Annotated in this window: 20 protein-coding genes; 11 read left to right on the top strand and 9 right to left on the bottom strand. The window is 63.8% G+C overall.

Features of this window, described 5'->3' with window-relative positions:
- Positions 1 to 9: 9 nt before the first annotated feature.
- Together M729_RS0134130 and M729_RS0134125 are read left to right on the top strand one after the other, a co-directional pair.
- Positions 10 to 1572, top strand: a complete 1563-nt coding sequence (locus M729_RS0134130) for an ABC transporter substrate-binding protein (RefSeq protein ID WP_167355196.1) — start codon at positions 10 to 12, stop codon at positions 1570 to 1572.
- A 119-nt stretch (positions 1573 to 1691) separates the two neighbouring features.
- A complete protein-coding gene (locus M729_RS0134125; protein ID WP_082827525.1) occupies positions 1692 to 2921 on the top strand; it encodes an aminotransferase class III-fold pyridoxal phosphate-dependent enzyme in 1230 nt (409 codons plus the stop codon).
- Between the two features lie 33 nt (positions 2922 to 2954).
- On the opposite strand, the gene M729_RS0134120 is transcribed toward M729_RS0134125, so the two are convergent.
- Positions 2955 to 3692 (bottom strand): GntR family transcriptional regulator, encoded by a 738-nt coding sequence (locus tag M729_RS0134120; RefSeq protein WP_013528131.1) that lies wholly within the window; start codon positions 3690 to 3692, stop codon positions 2955 to 2957.
- A 131-nt stretch (positions 3693 to 3823) separates the two neighbouring features.
- Between M729_RS0134120 and otnK the strand changes: the two genes are divergently transcribed.
- Positions 3824 to 5176: a 3-oxo-tetronate kinase gene (gene otnK / locus M729_RS01000000136415; RefSeq protein WP_050596412.1), complete on the top strand. Its 1353-nt coding sequence runs from the start codon at positions 3824 to 3826 to the stop codon at positions 5174 to 5176.
- Entirely contained in the window at positions 5176 to 5814 is a 639-nt protein-coding gene (locus M729_RS0134110) for a class II aldolase/adducin family protein (RefSeq protein WP_027164251.1), read from the top strand. The genes otnK and M729_RS0134110 overlap by 1 nt, the downstream gene beginning before the upstream one ends.
- A gap of 162 nt (positions 5815 to 5976) precedes the next feature.
- Here M729_RS0134110 and M729_RS01000000136410 read toward each other — a convergent pair whose 3' ends face one another.
- The 5 genes from M729_RS01000000136410 to M729_RS0134085 are packed head-to-tail and all read right to left on the bottom strand — an operon-like array spanning position 5977 to position 11247.
- Positions 5977 to 7248 carry a CaiB/BaiF CoA-transferase family protein gene (locus tag M729_RS01000000136410; protein WP_032809937.1) on the bottom strand — a complete coding sequence of 424 codons (1272 nt, stop codon included), beginning with the start codon at positions 7246 to 7248 and terminating at the stop codon, positions 5977 to 5979.
- 35 nt (positions 7249 to 7283) lie between these two features.
- Entirely contained in the window at positions 7284 to 8315 is a 1032-nt protein-coding gene (locus tag M729_RS0134100; protein ID WP_027164250.1) for a dipeptide ABC transporter ATP-binding protein, read from the bottom strand.
- A complete protein-coding gene (locus M729_RS01000000136405) occupies positions 8312 to 9388 on the bottom strand; it encodes an ABC transporter ATP-binding protein (RefSeq protein ID WP_084652800.1) in 1077 nt (358 codons plus the stop codon). The genes M729_RS0134100 and M729_RS01000000136405 overlap by 4 nt, the downstream gene beginning before the upstream one ends.
- A 3-nt stretch (positions 9389 to 9391) precedes the next feature.
- Positions 9392 to 10237: an ABC transporter permease gene (locus tag M729_RS0134090; RefSeq protein ID WP_027164249.1), complete on the bottom strand. Its 846-nt coding sequence runs from the start codon at positions 10235 to 10237 to the stop codon at positions 9392 to 9394.
- A complete protein-coding gene (locus M729_RS0134085) occupies positions 10234 to 11247 on the bottom strand; it encodes an ABC transporter permease (RefSeq protein WP_027164248.1) in 1014 nt (337 codons plus the stop codon). The genes M729_RS0134090 and M729_RS0134085 overlap by 4 nt, the downstream gene beginning before the upstream one ends.
- A 186-nt stretch (positions 11248 to 11433) precedes the next feature.
- Here M729_RS0134085 and M729_RS0134080 point away from each other — a divergent pair, with 186 nt between their 5' ends.
- From M729_RS0134080 to M729_RS0134065, 4 genes are all read left to right on the top strand, one after another.
- Complete coding sequence (locus M729_RS0134080) at positions 11434 to 12243, top strand: IclR family transcriptional regulator (RefSeq protein ID WP_027164247.1); 810 nt, start codon at positions 11434 to 11436, stop codon at positions 12241 to 12243.
- Positions 12244 to 12379: 136 nt separating this feature from the next.
- The gene (locus tag M729_RS0134075) at positions 12380 to 13132 is read left to right on the top strand and encodes an SDR family NAD(P)-dependent oxidoreductase (RefSeq protein ID WP_013528140.1); all 753 of its coding nucleotides are present in this window, start codon (positions 12380 to 12382) and stop codon (positions 13130 to 13132) included.
- Positions 13133 to 13275: 143 nt separating this feature from the next.
- Positions 13276 to 14625: a glucoamylase family protein gene (locus M729_RS0134070; RefSeq protein ID WP_027164246.1), complete on the top strand. Its 1350-nt coding sequence runs from the start codon at positions 13276 to 13278 to the stop codon at positions 14623 to 14625.
- Positions 14615 to 16147, top strand: a complete 1533-nt coding sequence (locus tag M729_RS0134065; RefSeq protein ID WP_027164245.1) for a mercuric reductase — start codon at positions 14615 to 14617, stop codon at positions 16145 to 16147. The genes M729_RS0134070 and M729_RS0134065 overlap by 11 nt, the downstream gene beginning before the upstream one ends.
- 185 nt (positions 16148 to 16332) lie before the next feature.
- Here M729_RS0134065 and M729_RS0134060 read toward each other — a convergent pair whose 3' ends face one another.
- From M729_RS0134060 to M729_RS0134050, 3 genes are all read right to left on the bottom strand, one after another.
- On the bottom strand, positions 16333 to 17307 hold the full coding sequence (locus M729_RS0134060; protein WP_032809895.1) for a hypothetical protein: 975 nt from the start codon (positions 17305 to 17307) through the stop codon (positions 16333 to 16335).
- Between the two features lie 211 nt (positions 17308 to 17518).
- Positions 17519 to 18094, bottom strand: a complete 576-nt coding sequence (locus M729_RS0134055; protein ID WP_013528144.1) for a DUF1349 domain-containing protein — start codon at positions 18092 to 18094, stop codon at positions 17519 to 17521.
- A gap of 91 nt (positions 18095 to 18185) precedes the next feature.
- Positions 18186 to 19625, bottom strand: coding sequence for an aldehyde dehydrogenase family protein (locus M729_RS0134050; protein ID WP_013528145.1), 1440 nt, complete (start codon positions 19623 to 19625; stop codon positions 18186 to 18188).
- A 269-nt stretch (positions 19626 to 19894) separates the two neighbouring features.
- Between M729_RS0134050 and M729_RS0134045 the strand changes: the two genes are divergently transcribed.
- The 3 genes from M729_RS0134045 to M729_RS0134035 all read left to right on the top strand — a co-directional run bounded on the left by M729_RS0134045 (position 19895) and on the right by M729_RS0134035 (position 24512).
- Complete coding sequence (locus tag M729_RS0134045) at positions 19895 to 20554, top strand: TetR/AcrR family transcriptional regulator (protein WP_024501867.1); 660 nt, start codon at positions 19895 to 19897, stop codon at positions 20552 to 20554.
- A 210-nt stretch (positions 20555 to 20764) separates the two neighbouring features.
- Entirely contained in the window at positions 20765 to 23176 is a 2412-nt protein-coding gene (locus tag M729_RS0134040; RefSeq protein WP_027164243.1) for an FAD-dependent oxidoreductase, read from the top strand.
- A gap of 82 nt (positions 23177 to 23258) precedes the next feature.
- Positions 23259 to 24512: a sarcosine oxidase subunit beta gene (locus M729_RS0134035; RefSeq protein ID WP_027164242.1), complete on the top strand. Its 1254-nt coding sequence runs from the start codon at positions 23259 to 23261 to the stop codon at positions 24510 to 24512.
- Positions 24513 to 24578 lie beyond the last annotated feature (66 nt).

The following is a 24578-nucleotide window of genomic DNA, read 5'->3' as shown; positions in this document are numbered from 1 at the left end:
AGGGCGACGATGCTGGCGGCCGTGCTGCTGGCCACCAGCGCCTTCTGGGCGCCTGCCACCTTCGCGCAGGACAGCAAGCCGCTGGTCATCGCGCGTAACATCGACCTCAATTCGCTCGATCCGCACCGCGCCTTCTGCGACACCTGCCAGATCTACAATTCCAGCGTCTACGAATCGCTGCTGACGCTGGACAAGGACAACAAGCTGATCCCGCTGCTCGCCTCGAAGTGGGAAGGCAATGCCGACCAGAGCAGCTTCACCTTCACGCTCGACCCGGCCGCCAAATTCTCGGACGGTTCGCCTGTCGAAGCCAAGGACGTCAAATGGTCCTGGGAGCGGCTGAAGAACCTCAAGGGCAGCGCCTCGTTCCTGATGGACAATGTCGCCTCGATCGAGACTCCGGACGCGCATACGGTCGTCGTCAAGATGGTCGCGCCGAGCTCCGAATTCCTCAACATCGCGGCGGCGCCCTACGCAGCGGTCGTCAACAGCAAGGTTGCTTCCGAAGCCGGCGCCAAGGCCGATGCGGACGCCTCGACGACAGACAATGCCGAGGCCTGGTTCCTGGCCCATTCGGCCGGCAGCGCGCCGTTCGTGCTGAAATCCTATGAGCCCAATTCGGAACTGCGGCTGGCGCGCAACGACAAGTACTGGCGCACGGCGCCGGCGCTGAGCGAAGTCGTCATACGCCAGACCAAGGATGCGGTGGCGCAGGCGCAGATGCTGCAGAGCGGCACCGCCGATATCGCCATGCAGATCGACCCGGACACGGCCAAGACGATGACCGGCAGCGACGTCAAGATCGAGACCGTGCCGTCCTACAACTTCATCTATGTGGCGCTGTCGCCCGGCGCCAAGGCCAACAAGGTGCCGCTGACGCCCGAAGTGCGCGAGGCCATTTCGCTCGGTCTCGACCGTCCTGCTATCCTCGACTTCACCATCGGCTCCGAGGGTCAGCTGATCAGCGCGCCGATCCCGCTCGGCTTCCCCGGCGGTTCGGGCTTCGAGGCGCAGCCCTATGACGTTGCCAAGGCAAAGGAACTTCTGGCCAAGGCCGGACACGCCGACGGCTTCGAGATGGAGGCGGCGTTCCCCGGCATGAACGTCTACGGCGTCGATCTCTCGCTCTTGATGCAGAAGGTCCAGCAGGATCTGGCCAAGATCAACATCAAGCTCGACCTGCAGCCGATCCCCTTCGCCAATTGGCGCGAGCGCGTCAATGGCGACGGCATCCCGATGACGGCGGTGTTCTACGCGCCGGACTATTACGGCACCTCGCAATACATCGACTATTTCGCCATGACGAAGGGCAGCCCTTGGTCGCGCCGTGCCGGCGCGGAGCGCGACCCGTCGGTGCTCAACCCGAAGGAAGCGGATATCTACAAGGCAGCCCTTGCGGCAAGCGGCGACGAGGCCTCCAAGCTGTGGCACCAGGCCGGCGAGGAGATGATCAAGGACAGGATCATCCTGCCGCTGATCAGCCCGAACCTGATCCTGGCCTACAAGTCGGACGTCAAGGGCGTGCGCTACAGCGCCTGCTGCAACCTGCCGCTGGCAGAACTCAGCCACTGAGCAAAACAATACGGGGAGGCGACAGTCGCCTCCCTGTTCTCCATCCCGGAAGGCCAGCAAATCCTGTTCTTCCAACATCACATTCAATATATGATATATCAATGAGCGGAGACCTCGTCATGCCTTCCCTGATCAACTCCAAGGACCAGTTGCTGCGCGAGCGTGCGGCCTCGGTGATTCCGGGCGGCATGTGGGGACACATGGCGACGCGCTATCTCGGCTCCGCCTATCCACAATTCTTCGAACGCGCCGACGGCTGCCGGGTCTGGGACATCGACGGGCACGAATACATCGACCTGATGTGCAGTTGGGGGCCCAACATTCTCGGCCACCATCATCAAGCAGTCGAAGAGGCTGCCGCCCGGCAGCGTCGCCTCGGTGATGCAATGAACGGCCCCGGCGAGGTATTGGTCGAACTGGCCGAGCTGCTGGTCAAGACGGTCGCGCATGCCGACTGGGCAATGCTGCAGAAGAACGGCACCGACGCCACCACGGCCTGCGTGACGATCGCGCGCGCCGGCACCGGCCGACGCAAGGTGCTGGTCGCGCGCGGCTCCTATCACGGCGCCGTGCCGTGGTGCACGCCATCGCTGGCCGGCGTCACCGCCGAGGACCGCGCCCATCTGATCCATTTCGACTACAATGACGTCGCCAGCCTCGAAGCGGCCGTCGAGCAGGCCGGCAACGATCTCGCTGCTGTCGTCGTCACTGCCTTCCGGCACGACATCGCCCGCGACCAGGAACTGCCGACCGCCGCCTTCGCCAAACGGGCGCGCGAACTCACCACCGCTGCCGATGCGGCATTGATCGTCGACGATGTGCGCGCCGGCTTCCGCATCGACCTCGCCGGTAGCTGGGAGCCGCTCGGCGTACGGCCGGACCTGTCCGCCTTCTCGAAGGCGATCGCCAATGGCTATCCGCTGGCCGCCATCACAGGCACCGACCGGTTTCGCGAAGCCGCGACAAAGGTCTATGTGACGGGTTCTTTCTGGTACGGCGCCGTCGCAATGGCCGCGGCGATCGCCACCATCAGCACGCTGCGCGATACCGACGCCGTCACCCACATGACACAGGCCGGCGACAGGCTGCGCTCAGGCCTCGATGCTGCAGCGAAGAAGCATGGTCTTTCGCTGCGACAGACAGGTCCGGTGTCGATGCCGATGGTGCTGTTCGACGGCGATGCCGAATTCAAGCTGGCCAACGCCTTCTGCTCGGCCGCCTTGCGCGAAGGCGCCTATTTCCATCCCCGGCACAACATGTTCCTGAGTGCTGCGCACACCGCAAAAGATATAGATCTCGCCCTGCAGGCTGCCGATGCGGGCATGGCCGCCGCGGCGCAGGTGGCGTGACCGGCGCCAATGCGGTGGAAAGGAACAAACTGTTCAGCCGGTGGCCGACACCAGTCGGCCGTTCTGCGCAGCGCGGCGCAGTTCCTCCGGCGTGACCGCGCCGTCGTTCAGCCGTTCGAGAACCTTGACCAGCAGGCGGCCGCCTTCGATCATGTCCTGCTGAATGCCCTTGCGCACACCGTTCTCGTCGCGCGCCCGCAGCGCTTCAAGAATGTCGAGATGCCGGTGGCGGCCGTCATAGGTCGGCCGGGCGTGCGGGTACTGGTAGTTCACCAGCGGTCCGTTGCGCAGCCAGATTCCCTCGATGATGGCCAGCAGCTCCGGCATTTGCGCCGCCTGGTAGATCGAGTGATGGAATTCCCAATTGTCGCGGACGGCTTCGAACCAGCGGCCATTGTCCTCGTTGGCAATGAGTTTCTCATGCACCGCCGCCAGACGGTCGATCTCGCGCGGCTCGATGCGCGTCGTTGCCGCGGCACCCGCCATGCCTTCGAGATGCAACCTGATGCTGCGCAGTTCCAGATACTGAGCCAGCGACAGCTGGGCGACGGTGATCGAACGGCCGGCCTCCATCTCCAGGCCTTTTTCGCGCACCAACTGCATCAGCGCCTCGCGCACCGGCGTCTCAGACACCTGAAGGCTGGCGGCAAGGTCGCGGATCTTGAAGCGATGGCCCGGCCAGAAACGGCCTTCCATCATGGCACGGCGAAGCTCCTCATAGACACGCGTCGTCAGATTGTCGCGCGCGATCGGCGCGATAGAAGCAGTCACATCCGCTCTCCGTTCTTGCAACAGCGCAGGCGTCGCCTGCGTCGCGTGGCTTGTGTATATGATACCACGAATGGCCTGACCACCGACATGAGACAAGCCGCCCCGAAACCGGCAGACATGAGACGGGCCGCATGACCGCGTCGATGCCTTCCTTGCTGTTCGGCGCCATTGCCGACGATCTGACCGGCGGCACCGAGCTGGCGTCGATGCTGGTCGCGCGCGGCATTCCGACGGGATGCACGGTCGGGCTGGACGCGCCGATCCCATCAGGCAATCTTGCCCATGTGATCCTGCTGAAGACCCGCGTCATCGCAGCCAGCGATGCGGTGCGCCAGGTGCTGGAGGCCGCGGACCGGCTGGTCGAAGCTGGCGCGCGGCAGATCTTCTTCAAATATTGCGCCACCTTCGATTCGACGCCCGCGGGCAATATCGGTCCTTGCGCCGAAGCGCTGCTCGAGCGCCTTGGCGGCGGCGTCACACTGTTCGCCCCCGCGCTGTGTGAGACTGGGCGCACCGTCTATCAGGGGCATATGTTCGGCGGTCCCCAGCTGCTTGCTGAGTCGCCCAAGCGCTTCGATCCGCTGACGCCGATGACCGATTCCAATCTGGTTCGCGTGCTGCAGGCGCAGAGCAGGGGCAAGGTCGGGCTGGTGCCCTATCTCGTCGTCGATGCCGGCGCTGGAGCCATCCGAAGCGCTATACGAGCACACAGCGCGCGTGGCGAGACGCTGCTGGTCACCGACACCATCCGCGAGCGCGATCTGGCGGCGATCGCGGAAGCCACCTTCGACCTGCCGCTGATGACCGGCAATTCCTCAGTCGCCGCGCATCTGCCACCGGCCTGGCTCACGCATGGGCTGCTGGATTCAGGCGATCTCGTTGCCGCCAGCCTGCCGGCCGTCGAAGGGCCGGCAGCGGTGCTGGCCGGCAGCGTCGCCGACCGCACCATCGAACAGCTCGAGCGTTTTGCGCAAAACAATCCACTGCTGACGATTGACCTTGCCAGCGCCTTTGCCGGCGCCGATGTCATGGCCGAAGCGCGTACCTTCGCCCAACGGCATTTGCCCGGCGCGATGATCGCCATTGCTACGACAGCGCCGCAAGCGACCGTCGAAGCGCTGCAGCAGGCGCACGGCCGCGATATGGTGGCGGCAAGGGCGGAAGAGATCCTGGCCGGGATTGCCCAGATTCTGGTGCGCGAACTCGGCGTCCGCCGGCTCGTCGTCGCCGGCGGCGAGACCGCCGGTTCGGTGGTGAAGGCGCTCGGCATCGACCGGATCGCCATGGGCGCCTATGAGGGCCCCGGACTGTCGCGCGCCATCGCTCACCTCCCCGGCCGGCCCTCCGATCCGCTGGCGCTGATGCTGAAATCGGGAAAGCTCGGCGGCCCCGATATCTTCACCGACGTTCTGCAAGACATGACACGGCCGAGCACTATTGCGCCGGCGATCGACACATGGCCACCGGCAAGGAGAGCATCGTGATGGAACTCGAAATCGAACGCACGAGCCTGATCACCGCGACGCAGACGCTGGACGCCAGCGGGATGAATGTCGGCACCACCGGAAACATCAGCGTGCGCACGACAGGCGGCATGCTGATCACGCCGACGGGAATAGCCACAAGCGCCTTGCGGCCGGAGCAGATGGTGGCGATGCAGCTCGATGGATCCTGGGACGGTGCGTTCCGGCCGTCGAGCGAATGGGAGATGCACGCCGAGATCTACAAGGCGTTTCCCGAGGCCGGCGCCGTCGTGCATGCCCATCCCGACCATTGCGTGGCGCTGTCGTGCCTGCGTGAACCGCTGCCGCTGTTCCACTACATGGTGGCGGGCTTCGGCGGCGATGATGTGCGCTGCTCGGACTATGCGCTTTTCGCGTCAAGCGAACTGGCCAAGGTTGCCGTCGTCGCGCTCAAGGACCGCACGGCTTGCCTGCTCGCCAATCATGGCATGATCGCCTTCGGCGGCGATCTCGACACGGCCCTCATCCGCACCATCAAGCTGGAAACCCTGGCGCGGCAGTACCTTTTGGCGCGCAGCGCCGGCACGCCGGTGCTCATCGAGGGCAGCGAGATCCCCGCCATTCGCGGGCGCTACAAGAATTACGGCCAGCAGAAGTAGCCGGCCGAGCAATTCCAGAAAAGGTGAAGCGGTTTCCCGGGAAAAGCGCATAGCGCTTTCCCCAGGGGATTGCGCCAAAACAAGGAACGGCTCTTCGCCCTCTTGAAGAACCATTCAGTCGACCTGCAATGTGAGACGAAGGCCCGTCAGGCTCCATGAAGATCAGGCGGGGATCGGTTCGGCGGCCGGCGTATAGACGCCGACGGCGCCGGTGCCGATCAGCTGGTCGATGATCTCGGCGCTATAGCCGAGCACGTCGGCCAGCACGGCAGCTGTGTCTTGGCCCAGCATCGGCGGCGCGGTGAAGTCCGCGGTCAGCTGCGCGGCAAGTCCCTGCGCCGGGCGCACCATGGCGACGGAGCCGAGATGCGGATGCGGCAAGGTCTGGACGAGGCCACGCTCGCGCACATTGGAACTGTCGAAGACTTCCGGTATCGATTTTACCGTGCCGGCCGGCACGCTGGCGGCGGCACAGGTGGCCATCCAGTGGTCACGTGGCTTGGTCTTGAAGACGGCGGCTAGTTGCGGGATCAGCGCCTCACGGTTGGTGGCGCGCGCCCCTGCTTTGATGAAGCGCGCATCCCCAGCCAGATGTGGCAGATCAACGACCTTCTCGCACAGCGCCGCGAACTGGCGGTCATTGCCGACCGCCAGCGCAAAGCTGCCATCGGAGGCTTCGAATATCTGATAGGGAACGACCGTCGGATGGGCATTGCCGTAGCGGGCGACCTCTTGGCCGGTGTTAAGGTAACCGCTGCCGACATTGATCAGCAGGCTGAGCGCACAGTCGATCAGTGACAGGTCTAGGAATTGGCCCTTGCCAGTTGTCGCGCGCTCGAAAAGCGCTGCCAGGATGGACTGAGTGGCGACCATGCCGCAGACGATGTCGGTGATGGCGACGCCGACGCGCATCGGCTCGCCATTGCTCTCGCCGGTGATGGCCATCAGGCCGCTTTCGGCCTGCATGACGAAATCATAGCCGGGCCGTCCGGCATCGGGTCCGGTCTGGCCGTAGCCGGAGATCGAACAGTAGATCAGGCGCGGGTTTGACGCGCTCAGCTCCTTGAACCCGACGCCGAGCCTATCGGCGGTACCTGAGCGGAAATTCTCGACGACGATGTCGGCCTTCGCCGCCAGCTCGCGCACGATCGCCAGCCCCTGCGGGCTTTTCATGTCGAGCGCGATGCTCTGCTTGCCGCGATTGGCGCAGAGATAGTAGGTCGAGACACCCTTGTAGCTCGGCACCGACCACGCCCTGGTGTCGTCGCCGCCGTCGATGTTCTCGATCTTCCAGATCTCGGCGCCGAGATCGGCAAGGCTCATCGTTGCCCAGGGACCCGCCAGCACACGCGAGAGGTCGAGAACCTTGATGCCTTCGAGCGGCAAGCGCGCGGGTTCTGCCGTACCGGCATTCGCGGAATGGTCCTCAGTCACGATCAAAATTCCCTCGGGTGAATTCGACAGGCCACTCAGACAGCCCTGAAAGTGTTGACCGGCTCCGGGAAATGGCAGGCGACGCGATGCGAACCACCGGCCGGATCGAGCGGCGGTTCGACGGCAGCGCAGATCGCCTGCGCCTTGAAGCAGCGCGTGCGGAAGCGGCAGCCGGATGGCGGGTTGAGCGGGCTCGGCACATCGCCGCTCAGCACGATGCGCTCGCGCTTGCGCTCCTTCTCGGGATTGGCGAGCGGCACCGCCGACAGCAGCGCCTGGGTGTAGGGATGCAGCGCCCTCGAATAGAGTTCGGCCGCCGGCGCGATCTCGACGATCTTGCCGAGATACATCACCGCCACCTGATGCGAGATGTGGCGCACGACGGACAGATCATGCGCGATGAACAGATAGGAGGTGCCGAAGGATTGCTGGATGTCCTTGAGCAAATTGAGCACGCCGGCCTGCACCGAAACGTCGAGGGCCGAAACCGGCTCGTCGAGGATCACCACTTGCGGATTGAGTGCCAGCGCGCGGGCAATGACGACGCGCTGGCGCTGGCCGCCGGACAGTTCGTGCGGATAGCGCTTGCCATGCTCGGGATTGAGCCGCACCAGTTCGAGCAATTCGGCGACGCGCGCGCGGCGGTCGGCCGCCGACATGTCGCTCATGCGCAGCGGCTCGGCGATGTTGTCGGCAATGCGCATGCGCGGATGCAGCGACCCGTAGGGATCCTGGAAGACGAGCTGGATGTAGCGCCGCATCAGGCGCATGTCTTCGTGATTGAGCGCGAGCAGGTTCTGGCCACGGAACCAGCTTTCGCCGCTGGTCGGCTCGATCAGCCGCATCAGGCAGCGCCCGAGGGTCGACTTGCCGCAACCGGATTCACCGACCAGACCCAGCGTTTCGCCTGGTGCTACGTCGAACGAGACATCGGCGACCGCACGGACATGGGCAACGGCACGGTCGAAGACGAGGCCGCCGCGAACCGGAAAGTCCTTGACGAGATGGCGAACAGAAAGCGCAGCCGCCGGTTTGGTTTCCGCCTGGAGTTGCTCCGCTGCGCTCATGAGGCCACGTCTCCACTGTCCAGGCTCGCCGCCGCCAGCACAGCACTGTGGAAGGGCGGCAAGGTCGTCGCGAAATGACAGGCCGAGAACCGGCCGCCGACATCGTGCAAAGGCGGGTCCTCGGTCAGGCAGCGTGCCGCGGCATAAATGCAGCGCGGATGGAAGGCGCAGCCGCCCGGCAAGCGCCCAAGTGCGGGCGGCGAACCGTCGATCGAGAACAGCCGCTCGCGGCTTTCCTCGAGGTTGGGGATCGAGGCGATCAGGCCACGCGTGTAAGGATGGCGCGGATCGGCGAACAGCTCGGATACGCCTGCCTGTTCGACGACACGGCCGGAATAGACGACCGCGACGCGGTCGGCATGGCCGGCGACGACGCCGAGATCATGGGTGATCAGCACCAGGCCGAGGCCGAGCCGTTCCTGCAGCGAGCGCAGCACGGCCAGGATCTGTGCCTGCACCGTGACATCGAGCGCCGTGGTCGGTTCGTCGGCAATCAACAGGTCAGGATCGTTGGCGACGGCCATGGCGATAACCGCGCGTTGGCGCATGCCGCCGGAGAATTCATGCGGATACTGGTTGACCCGGCGCTCCGGCTGCGGGATCGCCACCAGATGGAGCAATTCGACCGCGCGCGCCATCGCCTGTTTGCGTGTCACGCGCTGATGCAGCCTGACCGCCTCGGCAATCTGGGCGCCGACGGTCATCACCGGATTGAGCGAGGACAGCGGGTCCTGAAAAATCATGGCGATGCGCGCGCCCCTGATCTTGCGCATCTCGCGCGCCGGTTTGCCGACCAGTTCGTCGCCGTTGAAGCGGACCGAGCCGGTGACCACCGCGTTCTTTGACGTGAGGCCGAGCGCGGCGAGCATGCCGACGGACTTGCCCGAGCCGGACTCACCGACAATGCCGACCACTTCGCCCTTGGCGACGTCGAGGTCGATCCCGCGAACCGCTTCGAACTGACTGCCGGCCTTGCGGAATCCGACCCGCAGACCGCGTATGGACAGCAGCGGCTCGCGCTCGCCCACCTTGTCGACTGCGCCCGGTGGCGCTGAGGAAATCTGTGCGCTCATCGCCTAGTCCGACCTTGGATCGAGAATGTCGCGCAAGCCGTCGCCTATGAAGTTAAAGCCGAGCACGATGGTGAGGATGGCGACGCCGGGACCGAAGGCGATCCACCATTGATAGAAATGAACGGCGCCATCGGAGATCATCGAGCCCCATTCGGGTGTCGGCGGCGTGGCGCCGAGGCCGATGAAGCTGAGCGACGCGGCAAGCAGCACGACCTGGCCGAGATCCATGGTTGCGCTGATCAGCACCGGGGTCCAGCAAAGCGGCAATATGTGCGTGAACAGCACGCGCCGCGGCCTGGCGCCGGCGGCGATTGCCGCCTCGACATGCTCGCGCTCCTTCACCTCCAATACCTGCGCCCGCATCAGCCGGGCGTAGACGGGCCACCAGACGAGCACCATGGCTATGGCGGCATTGCCGAGGCCTGGTCCGAGCGACGCCGCGACGGCCATGGCCAGCAGCATCGGCGGAAAGGACAGAGTGACGTCGACAAGCCGCATGATCGCCGCGCCGGTCAATCCGCCGACGAAGCCGGAAATGGCGCCGAGCAGCGAGCCTATGATCACTGCAGAGACGACGACCAGAACCGCGATCGGCAGCGAATGCGCGGCCCCGTGCAGAGTGCGGGCCAGCACATCGCGGCCGAGTGCGTCGGTACCCAGCCAATGCGCCCAGCTTGGCGCCTGAAGCCGGCGTGCGACCATTTCGAGCGGATCGAACTGCACGACCAGGTTGGCGAATGCGGTCATGAACAGCCAGAACAGGATGACGACCGTGCCGACGGCCAATGGCGCGGTCAGCCATTCGGGAACCGTCGAGGAGCGGGATTTGGTGACGACGACCGCCATCAGCTCAACCTCACGCGCGGATTGGCCACCACGTAGAGGATGTCAGTGATGAGGTTGGTGACCAGGAAGGCGAGACCACCGACGATGGTGACGCCGATGATCGCCGGGAAATCGAGCGCACGCGCTGCCTCCACGGCGTAGGATCCCATGCCCGGCCAGGAGAAGATGGTTTCGGTCAGCACCGCGCCGGTGATCAGATAGGCGAAGGAATAGCCGATGACGGTCAGGGTCGGCACCATGGTGTTGCGCAGCGCATGGACGATGACGACGCGGAACTCGCTCGCCCCCTTGGCGCGCGCGGTGAGCACGAACTCGCGGCTCATCACATCAAGCATGTTGGCGCGCACCAGCCGCGATATGGTGCCCGAAACCGTCCAGCCGAGGACGAAGGCCGGCAGAAGCAGGTGCCAGAGCGCGTCCTTGAAGACGGTCCAGTCGCCAGCCAGAAGCGAATCGATGGTCAGGAAGCCGGTGATGCCGGGCGGCAATGCCAAGCGGGCATCGACCCTGCCCGGCCCCGGCAGCCAGTTCAGCATGACGGAGAAGATGAACAACAGGCCGAGCCCCGACCAGAACACCGGCAGCGAAGAGCCGAACAAGGCGAACAGCCGCGCGCCATGGTCGATCAGGCTGTTGCGGAAATAGGCGGCCAGCACACCAAGCACGATGCCGAGCGTGGTGCCGAAGATCATCGCGGCGAAAACCAGTTCGAGCGTTGCCGGCAAGCGGTAGAGAATGTCGGTGCCGACATTGCGCTTGGTGATGAACGAGGTGCCAAGATCGCCGCTCAGCAGATTACCAAGATATATCATATAGCGTTCCGGCAAAGGACGATCGAGACCCCAACGCGTCTTGGCGGCGGCCACCACTTCGGGGTTGCTCATCTGCTGTTCGGCGACAATCGCGGTCAGCGGATCCCCCTTGGTCACCGTGGTGATCAGGAAGGCGATGGTGACGATGCCGAGCACCAGAAACGGCATTGCGATAAGCCGGCGCAAAATATAGCGAGACACGTGGCTACCTTCACAAGGAGGGGCTTCGTAAGATGGCACAAGGCGCTGGGACATGCCATCGACGGAAACATATTGACAGCCCGCGAAAGCCGCTGTCAATATAAATGGAATTTAATTTCATTTTTGATCGACAGTGCCGACGTCACCGGCCCGACAGGCGGACGACGACGCCAGAAAGACCTCAGCGTGCGCAAGCGAGCCACCAGGGACGAGACGGAGCTTGAAGGCGAAGGCGCACAGCTTTCGTCGTCGCTGGTGCGCGGGCTCGGCATCCTGCGCGCCTTCCGGCCGGGCGACGCCTCGCTCGGCAATCAGGACATCATTGCCCGCACCGGCCTGCCCAAAGCCACGGTGTCGCGCATCACCTATACGCTGAGCGCGCTCGGCTACCTCCTGTACGACAAGGATCTCGGCCGCTACAGCCTGGGGTCGGCTACCGTGGCGCTCGGCTATTCGGCGCTCAGTTCAAGCGCCGTCGTGCACGTCGCCCGGCCGCTGATGCAGCCGCTGGCCGATTTGACGGGGGCGGCGGTGGCGCTCGGCACGCGCGACAGCCTCAACATGGTGTATCTCGCCAATTGCCGGTCGGAGAGCCTTGTCACGCTGCGGCTCAACCCGGGCTCCTATCTGCCGATCTGGAAGACATCGATGGGGCTGGCCTATGCGGCGGCCCTTTCACCCGAGGAGCGCGTCAGACTTGTACGGGCTTTGCAGGAGGCGGAGCCGGACAAGGCAGCGATGATCGCGGCGGCGATCGACGATGCGATCGCCCAATATGCACGCCAGGGCTATGTGACGTCGTTCGGCGCCTGGCACAGCTACATCCATGCAGTCGGCGTGCCGTTCCGCCCGCGTGACGGCTCGCCGCTGGTTGCCATCACCTGCGGCGGCATCGGCGAGATCATCACCGAGGACCGCGCGCATGCCGAGATCGGACCGGCGCTGGTGGCGATGGTGAAAGCACTGGGCGACCAACTCGAGGGAATTCCCGTGTAATCCCGGCACGGGATTGGCCCAGACGATCGGGCTGCATGCCGGCTTGAACTTGCCTGGTGGGGGCAGCACAGTCGCCGCCGATGGCATGGCGCTCGCATTGTCAGTCCATCGGGTTCAGGTGACGGGGGGAGAACGGATGCCGATGAATTTTGCAGGACGGTTCAGCGATCGGGTGGCGGTCATCACCGGTGGCGCATCGGGCATTGGTCTGGCGGTGGCGCAGAGGATTGTCGAAGAAGGCGGACGGGTTTCGGTCTGGGATCGCGATCCCGCCCAGATCGAACAGGCCAAGGCCGTCATCCCCAGTCTTCACGGCATCGCTATCGACGTTGCCGATGCCGCAGGCGTGGAGCGCGCTGCCCGGTCAACGCTCGAAGCGCTTGGCGGTGTCGATATCCTGGTCACCAGCGCGGCGATCACCGGGCCGAACATGACGACCTGGAACTATTCGGCGGAAGATTGGCAGAAGGTCATCGACATCAACATCAACGGCGTCTTCTACTGCAACAAGGCGCTCGTGCCGCACATGCTCGAGCGCAACTATGGCCGCATCGTCAACATCGCCTCGATCGCCGGCAAGGAAGGCAATCCCAACGCCTCCGCCTACAGCACGTCCAAGGCCGCGGTGATCGGCCTGACCAAGTCGCTCGGCAAGGAACTGGCCAAGACCGGGGTGACGGTCAATTGCGTCACGCCGGCGGCCGTGCGCACCGCGATCTTCAAGCAGATGAGCCAGGAGCACATCGACTTCATGCTGTCCAAGATACCGATGGCGCGCTTTGGCGAGGTCGACGAGGTGGCGGCACTGATCTGCTGGATCGCCTCGGAAGAGTGTTCGTTCACGACGGCCGCCGTGTTCGACGTTTCCGGCGGCCGCGCCACCTACTGAGGCAGAACGAATCTCAATTCCACGTGACGGTGCAACGGATGGAGCATGCGGGCGTATAGTTGGACGCCTCGAATCGACAAGTCGCGACAAGGTAGCGGGAACCATGACACGGAATGCAGCCGTCAGGCGGGAGTTTGCTACTTTTGCTTAGAGCCGAATCTGCCGCACTGTCCGACGATGAGCTTCTGGACCGCTATCAGCGCGCCGCCTTCGATTATTTCCTCGATAACGTGAACCCCGAAAACGGACTGGTCGCCGACACATCGCGGCCAAATTCGCCGACCAGCATCGCTGTCGTCGGCTTCGCGCTGTCCAGCTATCCGATCGGCGTCGAGCGCGGTTGGATGACGCGCGATGCCGCCGCGAAGCTGACGCTGGCCGCGCTGCGTTTCTTCTCGACCAGCCGGCAAGGCAATAGCGACGACGTCACCGGCCATAAGGGTTTTTACTACCATTTCCTCGATATGCGGACCGGCTTGCGCGTCTGGCGCTGCGAACTGTCGATGGTGGATACGGCGTTGCTGATATCAGGCATGCTGGTGGCGAGCGCTTATTTCGCCGGTGACGATGACGAGGAAGCCGAAATCCGCCAACTGGCCGAGGCGCTCTACCGGCGCGTCGACTGGCGGTGGGCACAAGGTTCAAGCCCGACCCTGCGGCAAGGCTGGAAGCCAAAGAGCGGCTTTCTGCACTATGGCTGGGAGGGCTACAACGAAGCGACGATCCTCTACGTGCTGTCGATGGCCTCGCCTGACAGTCCAACCTCGGATAACAGCTACGAGGGCTGGACGGCGACCTATCAGTGGGAAAACATCTACGGCTACGACGTGCTGTATGGCGGCCCATTGTTCATGCACCAGTTCTCGCATGCCTGGATCGATTTCGCCGGCATCCGCGACGCCTTCATGCGCGAGAAGAACTCGGACTATTTCGAAAACAGCCGCCGCTCGACCTATCTGCATCGCGACTATGCGCGCCACAACCCTTACGGCTATGACGGCTATGACGAGAACCTTTGGGGACTTTCGGCGGGCGACGGGCCGGGCGGCTTTCGCACCAGCGTGGAGCGACAGCGCCGGCGGTTTTCCGGCTATGCCGCGCGCGGCGCTCCGTTCGGGCCCGATGACGGGACGATCGCCCCTTGGTCCTATCCGGCATCACTGCCTTTCGCGCCGGAGATCTGCCTGGCGGCGCTGCGCCATCTCGGCGATCGCTACCCCGAGGTGATCGACAATTTCCGGCTGCCGAGCGGCTTCAATCCGACATTGGCGAACCGGCGTAAATTCGGGAGGCACGGCTGGGTGTCGGAAGGCCACTATGGGCTGGATCAGGGTATCGTGGTGATGATGATCGAGAACCATCGGTCAGGGCTGATCTGGAAGCTGATGCGATCCAATCAGCATATCCGTCGCGGCCTGCACAAGGCCGGATTCAATGGCGGCTGGCTGTCTCAGCCGGCAAGCCCGGCGTCAGGTGGCGGCAATGTCGCGTGACCGGACCAGGACCACCGCCTTCCCCGTCGACAGCAACGACATCAGTCTGATCGCGAGCGCCCATCCGCCGCACTGGAAGAACCCGCAGCCGGACGGTCCCTACAACCTCGTCGTCATCGGTGCCGGGCCGGCTGGGCTGACTGCCGCCTACGAGGCGGCCGGCCTCGGCGCAAAGGTCGCGCTCATCGAGCGCAATCTGATCGGCGGAACTTGCGTCAATGTCGGTTGCATCCCGTCCAAGTCGATCATCCGCACCGCAAGGCTTTATGCCGACATGCGCGATGCCGAGAATTTCGGCGGCGACATGCCGGACCGTCTTCACGCTGACTTTCCGCGCGCCATGACGCGGATGCGGCAGATCCGGCAGCGGATCAGCCGCGCGGATGCCGCCGATAGGCTGGTTTCCGAAGGCATCGACCTTTATTTCGGCGAAGCGCTGTTTTCCGGACCGGACGCTGTCACGGTCGCCGGACAAACCTTGCGTTTCAGGAAGGCGCTGATCGCGACAGGCGCGCGCCCGAGGCTGCCGACGATTCCAGGCCTTGCCGAGGCCGGCTATCTCAGCAACGAGACCATGTTCGAGCTCACGGAGTGCCCGAAGCGGCTTCTGGTCATTGGCGGCGGACCGCTCGGCTGCGAGGCGGCGCAGGCCTTCTGCCTGCTCGGTGCCAAGGTCATCCTGGCGCAACGGGAACCGATGTTCCTGCCCGGCGAGGAACGCGACGCCGCCCAGATCCTTTCGGACGCGCTGGCGCGCGAAGGTGTCGAGGTTCGCCTCAACACCGAGGTGGTAGCGGTGCGAACGGAAGGCGGCAAGAAGCTCGCCGACCTGGTGTGCGACGACATCACGACAACGATTTCCGTCGACGAGATCATCACCGGCATCGGCCGATCGCCCAATGTCGACGGCCTCGACCTGGAAAACGCCGGGGTGGCATACGATGCCGACGGTATCAAGGTGGACGATTATCTCCGCACCACAAATCCGCACATCTATGCGGCGGGCGATGTCTGCCTCGCCTACAAATTCACCCACACCGCCGAGGCCACAGCTCGCATGGTCGTGCGCAATGCCCTGTTTCTCGGACGCAGGAAACTGAGCGAGCTGGTCATTCCGTGGTGCACCTACACCGATCCGGAGATCGCCCATGTCGGCCTCTATCCGGCGGAGGCGCGCCAGAACGGCATCCCGGTCAAGACTTATACGGTGCTGATGCACGATGTCGCCCGGGCGGTCATGGACGGCGAGGAGGAGGGTTTCGTCAAAATCCACGTCAGGGAAGGGTCCGACCGCATCCTGGGCGCCACGGTCGTCGCCAGCCATGCCGGTGAGATGATCAATGCGGTGTCGCTGGCCATCAAATCGGGCATGGGATTGCGTGCGCTGGCCGACGTCATCCATCCCTTCCCGACGCAGGCGCTAGGCATAAAGATGGCCGGCGACGCCTATCGGCGGACAAGGCTCACCTCATCATGGAAGCATCTGGCGAGCCGCTGGTTGGCGTGGTCCAGGCGATGGTGACATTCCGGCAGCCTGCCGCAGCTGGTGCGTCGGACATTCGGCGACGATGCGGCGCTTGACGAAAGCCTCGTCGACCATCTCGGATATCCGCCAAACGTCGGTGCCATCCAGAGGTTAGCCGGCTCTATATTTCCGCGGATCCTGCGGGCCCTGCCGACCGCGACTCCAATTTCGTGGCTGCCCTGTCAGGGTGCGTGCAGAAGTTCTTGCCGAATGGGCTCGAGATAGGTTTGCGGATGCAAGCGTCCCCAAACATGGTCGCGCTCGGTCAGGTGCTTAACCTGCTCTATCCAGCGCCTCGGCGCATCAGGGTCCCTGACCTCATGCCAGTCGTCGACGATAATGACCGGCAGACCGTGATAGAGCGGGTCGAGCGGCGAGGTCTTGGTGACGACGATGCAGCCGAGATAAAACAGCTCCCATGTCCTATGGCAGTCCAGGCCGTTGCCTTCGGTGGACAGCACAAGCGGGTATTGCGAGTACAGTTGCCAGATCGAGCGCTGCGAGACGCGTTTCGCCAGGAAATCGACATGCGGACATCCGCGCAGGGCATCAAGCAGTTCCCGGCGCTGTCTCGAGCCATTGCTGATGCTGAAATCAGAGAACAGTCTGGGCGGGCGGCGGTCCACATGATCCTGCCGGGCGCGTATGATTTCCAGTTGCTTCACAAGCCCTTCCGGCGTGGCGAAGGACCGAGGCGTGTGAAGATCGAGCCCGATCGGGAAAGGCTTGACCCTGGGGTGAGTGCCGTCACAATTCTGGCTGTACCAGGAGACCAGGAAGGGGTTGGCGAGGAGCTGGTCGACGGTGTCCTTCGCCAGATCCGACGGCACCGAAGCATCGCCATCGGTCGTCAGCAGCGTGAACGGTGCCGTGATCGTCGGCAACACGATCCTGACGAACGTGTCGAGATCACAGGTTTGCGCATCCCTGGACAAGGTGCTCAGACGCAGCCAGACGATGCCATGTGCGCCGCTGTAATGCTGGCGGAAAAATGCCTCGCTCTGTGTCGATGCGGTTGACGCGTTGCGATACCAGCGCGGCCCGGCGAAATCGCAGAAATGTCCGATCCCTTGCGACCAAAGCACGGGCGGAACGCCAAGAAATCTCAGCGCCCTGGAATAGACGGCTCTTTTGACTGCCCTTCGCAACCTGCCCATGGGCAACTCCTAGCGCGGATGCCAATACCGTTGCAACGTGCTGCCCGACATATTCGCCTTGAGCGGAACAAAGGCCAAAAGTTTCCCCGCAATACCCCTTCCGGCTCCGGAGAACCCAACTTACGACAGGCGCAGCCGCCGGCGAGGCTCGATCTACAGACTTGATTATGACAAAGTCGAAGGGCTTGCGGTCGGCGCAAGGCCGCACGTCTCAATCGTGCAATTCCCGCGATATCGGCGGCCCCACCGAAAAGCCGGAGAATGTGACCTCGAAGCCCTCGCGTTGCGGCGAACAGCACATCATGCCGACATCCACCGTCCTGGAGATCGGAAAGTAGGCAAGCCGCACAGGCTTCCAGTGGCCGTCGGAAGCATCGAGATACTGGACACGGATCGTTTCGGCGTAACGGGTCAACCGGATCCTGACGCCGCCCGGACCGGCATGAATTGCGACCAGCGACCAGTCTGACGTGTCGTTGGTGACCACGACGGAGAAATAGGCAAGGCCGTCGGTGTACTCGATGCCGGCCTTGATCCAATGGGTTTCGCTGAGCCGGACCATCAGCCCCGCCTGATCATAAAGCACCTCGTAGTCGCCTTTGACGGTGACCTCGGCGGTGAAATCGCCTTCGACGGGCCGGTGCAGGAAGTGGCCATTGTCGCGCCAGAAACCGTAGAAGGTCTCGCGCCAGAAATCGGTCTCCTTGCCGGTGCGCACACGAACGCTGTCGCCATCGATAGAATGGTGCGGCGGCGGGTTAAGCCAGGTCAGGTCCTGCACTGTCATCCTTCGCGCCGCTCCAATCCAGATGTGCATGGCGGGGTTGCCGGCGTGGTCGGACGTGACCGATCAGCCCGGCTGATCGGTCGACGGCTGATCAGCCCGCGAATGTATAGGCCGTCTTCACCGTGGTGTAGAACTCCGCCGCATAGTGGCCCTGCTCGCGCGGCCCATAGCTCGAACCCTTGCGGCCGCCGAAGGGAACATGGAAATCGACACCCGCCGTCGGCAGGTTGACCATCACCATGCCGGCCTCCGAATTGCGCTTGAAGTGCGTGGCATGCTTGAGGCTCGAGGTGCAGATGCCGGAGGTCAAGCCGAAGGGCGTGTCGTTGGCAACGGAAAGCGCCTCGTCATAGTCCTTGACGCGAATGACGCTGGCGACAGGCCCGAAAATCTCCTCGCGCGAACTGCGCATGGCGTTGGTCGCCTCGGTCAGCAACGCCGGCTGCAGGTAGAAGCCCGGCGTCTTGCGGTCGAGCCGCTCGCCACCGAAGGCGAGCGTGGCACCTTCCCTGACGCCGATGGCGATATAGTCCTCGTCCTGCTTCAGCTGCGTCGCGTCGACGACAGGACCGATCTGGGTCTGCGCGTCGAGCGCATCGCCGATGACCAGTTTGCTCATGCGATCCTTGAGGGCGTCGACGAAGCGGTCGTGAATGCCGTCAGCCACAATCAGCCTGGACGAGGCGGTGCAGCGCTGGCCGGTCGAGAAGAAGGCACCATTGAGCGCGCAATCGACGGCGATCGCGAGGTCGGCATCGTCGAGCACGACCAGCGGGTTCTTGCCGCCCATTTCAAGCTGGAACTTGCGCATGTGTTCGATGCTTGCCGCAGCGACGCGCTTGCCGGTGCCGACCGAGCCGGTGAAGCTGATGGCGTTGACATCGGGACTGTCGAGCATCGCCTGACCGACGACCGAGCCCTTGCCCATGACGAGATTGAGCACGCCCTTCGGCAGGCCGGCGCGATGCAGGATGTCGACGATGGTCCAGGCGCTCTCGGGAACCAGTTCCGCCGGCTTGAAGACGACGGTGTTGCCGTGTGTCAGCGCCGGGGCGATCTTCCAGGCCGGAATAGCGATCGGAAAATTCCACGGCGTGATGATGCCGACCACGCCGACCGCCTCGCGCGTCATCTCGACGCCGACGCCCGGCCGCACGCTCGGCACGACCTCTCCGGTCAAACGCAACGTTTCGCCGGCAAAGAAGTCGAATATCTGGGCGGCGCGAATTGTCTCGCCGATGCCTTCGGCCAGCGTCTTGCCTTCCTCTCGCGCCAGATTGCGGCCGATCTCGTCCTTGCGCGCCAGAATCTCGTCGGAGGCCTTTTTCAACACCGCGTGACGCGCCAGCGGACCGGAGCGGGACCAAGCCGGGAACGCTGCCTTGGCCGCAGCGATCGCCTGCTGGGCCTGTTCGACACCCGCCGAGGCATAGTCGCCGACGACGTCGCCGGTATCCGAGGGGTTGATGTTGCGCGAACCGGCATCGCCGACCCACTCGCCATCGATGAGGTTCTTTCGAAACAGCGTCATATCGTGTGTTCCTGCTTGTTGGCCGCGCGGGCATCTGTCTGAACTGGTATTTGCCAGACAATTGCCTCGCGGGAAAGCAAACAGTGAACCGCCAGCCGCGACAAAAATCCCCGTGCCTGCGCCGCGCGGATGGCGGGCGACGACGATTCCCCATCGAGCCTCGATGCAGCCAACCTCCATCGTGCATCAATCGGCTTGGGCCGATTCATCCTGTACACTTATGTCCATAGCCTTGATTTGCCTGAGGCAGCATGTCATGCGTCGTGTCGATGGCAGCTCTCGAAACGACGATTCAGCGCGCCGGCGCCACCGGCAACATCAAGGCCACTCGCGAAGACTGGCTGAAGCTTGCGCTTGAAACGTTGATCTCTGACGGAGTCGAACGCGTCCGCGTGCTGACGCTTGGCCAGAAGCTCGATGTGTCGCGCTCCAGCTTCTACTGGTATTTCAAGAGCCGGCAGGATCTGCTCGATCAGTTGCTGGACTACTGGCGGCAGACGAATACCAAATTCATCGTGGAACGCGCCAGGCGGCCTTCCGCCACCGTGATACGCGGGGTGATGAGCATTTTCGAATGCTGGGTGGACGAAAGGCTGTTCGACCCCCAGCTGGATTTCGCGATCAGGGCCTGGGCCCGTCGCTCGCCCGCCATCAGGCGCGCGTTAGACGAGGCCGACGAGGAGCGTGTCAACGCCATACGCGACATGTTCATGCGTCACGGCTACGACGAGGAGGATGCCTTCGTGCGGGCCCGCGTGCTGTATTTCATGCAGATCGGCTATTACTCGCTTGAGCTCAACGAGCCGATGAGCAGCCGCCTGCCTCACGTCGCCGGTTATCTGCGCAGCTTCACCGGCCAGGAGCCTCCGGCGGAGGATGTCGAGGACTTCTCGCGCTATGTCGAGAAGACGCTTTCGCGCAACCGATAGTACGGCCCGCCCGGTCGCCGCGGCCTGACGATTTCGCTTCGTGCATCGGCCCAATAGCAAGCACGGTTGCTGCCGACAGCAGCAGAGGAGCCCTCTGCTGTATCGGCGCAGAGCGGCGCACGGGCGCTCATTCCGCTGTCCGCCAACCTCTAGACACATATGTACAATACCGATAGGGTACGCCACACTGGCTGGGTGGAGTGCGACAGGATGAAATCCCAATATCGGGCGATCGTCATCGGCGGCGGCGTGGTTGGAGCCTCGGTGCTCTATCACCTGGCGAAGTTCGGCTGGAGCGACGTCGCGCTGATCGAACGCGAGGTGCTGACCGCAGGGTCGAGTTGGCATGCGGCCGGCGGGTTCCATGCGCTGAACGCCGATCCCAACATCGCCGCCCTGCAGGCCTACACGATCGACCTGCTCTCCGAGGTCGAGAAGGAATCGGGCCAGAGCATCGGCATGCACATGACCGGCGGTATCTCGGTCGCCTCGGCGCCGGAGCGCTGGGAATGGCTGAAAGCCTCCTACCGCATCTTCCAGACCATGGGCATCGACGATGTCCACCTGGTCGGAGTCGATGAGATCAAGCAGCGCTGCCCGATCCTCAACACCGACGGCATGCTGGGTGGACTCTATGCCGCGCGCGAAGGCCATATCGATCCCTCGGGCGTCGTGCACGCCTATGCCAAGGCAGCCAGGCTGCGCGGCGCCGATATCATCGAGCACAACCGCGTGCTGGCACTCAACCGCCGCGCGGACGGCGGCTGGGACGTAGTCACCGAGAAGGGCACGGTGATTGCCGAACACGTCGTCAATGCCGGCGGGCTGTGGGCCAAGCAGGTCGGCCGGATGGCCGGCATCGACCTGCCGGTGTCGCCGATGGAGCACCATTATCTCGTCACCGAGGCGCTGCCCGAAATCCAGGCGCTGGACAAGGAATTGCCGCTGATCGTCGATCTCGAAGGCTTCACCTACATGCGCCAGGAACAGAAGGGCCTGCTGCTCGGCATCTACGAGATCAACCACAAGCACTGGAACATGGATGGGGCGCCGTGGGATTACGGCATTGAACTGATCCAGGAAGACACCGACCGCATCGCCGACGAGTTGGCCCTCGGCTTCAGCCGATACCCCTGCCTGGAGAATGCCGGCATCAAGCGCTGGGTGAACGGCGCCTTCACCTTCTCGCCGGACGGCAATCCGCTGGTCGGCCCGGTGCGCGGGGTTCCCAACTATTGGGTGGCGTGCGGCGTCATGGCCGGTTTCCTGCAAGGCGGCGGGGTCGGCAAGTCGCTTGCCGAATGGATGATCCATGGCGAGCCGGAAGCCGATGTCTACGGCATGGACATCGCCCGCTATGGCGATTTCGCCTCCAACCGCGAATACATCAGGCAGACCACCGGGCAGTTCTATTCGCGCCGCTTTGTCATGAGCTATCCCAACGAGCAGTTGCCGGCGGGGCGGCCCTTGAAGACAGCCGGCGCGCATGACGCGATGGATGCCGCCGGCGCGCGCTGGGGCAATTCATGGGGCATGGAAGTGCCGCTCTATTTCGCGCCGCATGGCTTCGTCGAGACACCGACGCTGAAGCGCTCCAACGCCTTTGACATCGTCGCACAGGAGTGCCGCAAGGTGCGCGAGGGCGTCGGTCTGCTCGATATCACTGCCTTCTCGCGCTACGAAATCGCCGGGCCGCAGGCGGAAGCTTGGCTCGACCGGCTGCTTGCCTGTGCGCTGCCCAAGCCGGGTCGCGCCAAGCTCGCGCCTATGCTCGGCGAAAACAGCAAGCTCAAGGGCGACCTCACCGTCTTCAACTGGGGCGATGGCTCCTGGTGGATCATGGGATCCTACTATCTGCGCCAGTGGCATATGCGCTGGTTCGAGCAGCATATGAGCGACGGCGTCACCGTCCGCGACATTTCAGACGCGGTCGTCGGTTTCTCGCTGGCTGGTCCCAATGCGCGAATGTTGCTTGAGCGCCTGACGCATCACGACGTTTCGCACGAGGCCTTTGGCTTTCTAGCCTGCAAGACATTGGATGTCGGGCTGGTGCGGGCCAAGGTCGGGCGGCTCTCGGTCATCGGCGAACTCGGCTACGAGATCCATTGTCAGGCCAATGAGCACGCGGGCCTGCGCCGCGCTCTGCTGACGGCAGGCAAGTATCTGGGCGTGAGCGAATACGGCTTCAGCGCGGTCAATTCGCTGCGGCTCGAAAAGAGCTTTGGTATCTGGTCGCGCGAGTTCACGCAGGACTATACGCCCGATGAGACCGGGATGGACCGCTGGATCGCTTTCGACAAGGGCGATTTCATCGGCCGCGAGGCGGCCCGGAAGGAACTGAAGGCTTCATCGAGGCGCACGCTGGTGACGCTCGAAATCGACGCGGTGGACGCCGATGCCAGCGGTTACGAGCCGGTCTGGTATAGAGGCAAGCTTGCTGGCTTCGTCACCTCGGGCGGCTACGGCCATACGGTCGGCAAGAGCCTCGCCATGGCGCTGGTCGAGCGCGAAGTGGCTGATATCGATACGCAGTTGACAACCCACATCGTCGGCGTCGAAAGAGGTGCGCGCGTCATCGCCTCGTCGCCATACGATCCGCTGGGCAAGGCGATGCGGGCATGACCGATCGAACCGGTGACGTCGGTGCGGAAGACCATGCGATGATCCACGTTTCTTTCCGAAAATCAGGCCTGTCCGGCACGTCATGACCACACGCTATTCCGCCTTTTCGCTGTTCAAGGAGGGCCTGGCCGGCCAAACCGGCTGGCAACCGGCGTGGCGCTCGCCCGAGCCGAAACTGTCCTATGATGCGATCGTCATCGGTGGCGGCGGCCATGGGCTGGCAACGGCCTATTACCTGGCCAAGAATCACAACATCACCAGGGTAGCGGTGCTGGAAAAAGGCTGGATCGGCGGCGGCAACACCGGCCGCAACACCACCGTGGTGCGCTCCAACTACTATTATCCGGAGAGCGTCGAGCTCTACGGGCTGGCGCACCGGCTCTATGAGGGATTGTCGAAAGAGCTCAACTACAACGTCATGCTGTCGCAACGCGGCATGGTCAATCTCTGCCACTCGACCGGCGAGATGGAGATCGGCGCCCGCACCGTCAACGCCATGCAGATCAACGGCATCGATGCGGAGCTGTTTTCGCCTGACGATGTGCGCCGGGTGGCGCCGATCTACAATTTTTCACCGGACGCACGCTTCCCGGTGTTCGGCGGTATCTGGCAAGGCAGGGCCGGAACGGCACGCCATGATGCGGTCGCCTGGGGCTATGCGCGGGCCGCAAGCCGACTCGGCGTCGACATCATCCAGAACTGCGAGATCACCGATTTCATCATCGAGGGCGGCCGCTGCCGTGGCGTCCAGACCTCGCGTGGCGCGATCCGTGCCGAGCGTATCGGCATGGCGGTGGCCGGGCATTCTTCGGTGCTGGCGGCCAAGGCCGGCTTCCGCCTGCCGATCAATTCCTATGCGCTGCAGGCCTGCGTTTCCGAGCCGGTCAAGCCGATCCTCGACACGGTGGTGCTGTCGCCCGGCTGCGGCGTCTATGTCAGCCAGTCGGACAAGGGCGAGATCGTCATCGGCGGCGGGCTCGACCGCATCCCCTCCTACGCGCAGCGCGGCAATCTGCCGACGCTGGAGGGGGTGATTGCCGGCCTTTTGGAGATGTTCCCGATCTTCGGCCAGCTCAAGCTGATGCGGCAATGGGCTGGGATCGTCGATGTCGTGCCGGATTCCTCGCCGATCATCGGCCCCTCGCCGCTGCCCGGCCTGTTCCTCAATTGCGGCTGGGGCACGGGCGGCTTCAAGGCCATTCCCGCAGGCGGCACGCTGCTGGCGAACCTGCTGGCGACTGGCGAACACAACCACATCAGCCGTCCATTCGACCTTGATCGCTTCGCCAGCGGGCGGCTGATCGACGAAGCGGCCGGCTCCGGCATCGCGCACTGATGCATGTCGCCCAAAAGTGCGCAGCGGTTTTGGGAGAACGACATGCATAAAGACGAAGATTGAGGA

The organism is Mesorhizobium sp. WSM1293 (genome assembly GCF_000513875.1).
Lineage (GTDB): Bacteria > Pseudomonadota > Alphaproteobacteria > Rhizobiales > Rhizobiaceae > Mesorhizobium > Mesorhizobium ciceri.
Note: the sequence above shows the minus strand (reverse complement) of the source record. Positions and strands in the feature narration are given on the sequence as shown.

Excerpts from the sequence above, each read along its gene's own strand:
- M729_RS0134050 (WP_013528145.1), bottom strand. The coding sequence starts at position 19,625 with ATGACGCTGTTTCGAAAGAACCTCATCGATGGCGAGTGGGTCGGCGAT.
- M729_RS0134065 (WP_027164245.1), top strand. The coding sequence starts at position 14,615 with ATGTCGCGTGACCGGACCAGGACCACCGCCTTCCCCGTCGACAGCAAC.
- M729_RS0134060 (WP_032809895.1), bottom strand. The coding sequence starts at position 17,307 with ATGGGCAGGTTGCGAAGGGCAGTCAAAAGAGCCGTCTATTCCAGGGCG.
- M729_RS0134100 (WP_027164250.1), bottom strand. The coding sequence starts at position 8,315 with ATGAGCGCAGCGGAGCAACTCCAGGCGGAAACCAAACCGGCGGCTGCG.
- M729_RS0134055 (WP_013528144.1), bottom strand. The coding sequence starts at position 18,094 with ATGACAGTGCAGGACCTGACCTGGCTTAACCCGCCGCCGCACCATTCT.
- M729_RS0134130 (WP_167355196.1), top strand. The coding sequence starts at position 10 with ATGCTGGCGGCCGTGCTGCTGGCCACCAGCGCCTTCTGGGCGCCTGCC.
- M729_RS0134040 (WP_027164243.1), top strand. The coding sequence starts at position 20,765 with ATGAAATCCCAATATCGGGCGATCGTCATCGGCGGCGGCGTGGTTGGA.
- otnK (WP_050596412.1), top strand. The coding sequence starts at position 3,824 with ATGACCGCGTCGATGCCTTCCTTGCTGTTCGGCGCCATTGCCGACGAT.
- M729_RS0134035 (WP_027164242.1), top strand. The coding sequence starts at position 23,259 with ATGACCACACGCTATTCCGCCTTTTCGCTGTTCAAGGAGGGCCTGGCC.
- M729_RS0134075 (WP_013528140.1), top strand. The coding sequence starts at position 12,380 with ATGCCGATGAATTTTGCAGGACGGTTCAGCGATCGGGTGGCGGTCATC.
- M729_RS0134125 (WP_082827525.1), top strand. The coding sequence starts at position 1,692 with ATGCCTTCCCTGATCAACTCCAAGGACCAGTTGCTGCGCGAGCGTGCG.
- M729_RS0134110 (WP_027164251.1), top strand. The coding sequence starts at position 5,176 with ATGGAACTCGAAATCGAACGCACGAGCCTGATCACCGCGACGCAGACG.
- M729_RS0134045 (WP_024501867.1), top strand. The coding sequence starts at position 19,895 with ATGGCAGCTCTCGAAACGACGATTCAGCGCGCCGGCGCCACCGGCAAC.
- M729_RS01000000136405 (WP_084652800.1), bottom strand. The coding sequence starts at position 9,388 with ATGAGCGCACAGATTTCCTCAGCGCCACCGGGCGCAGTCGACAAGGTG.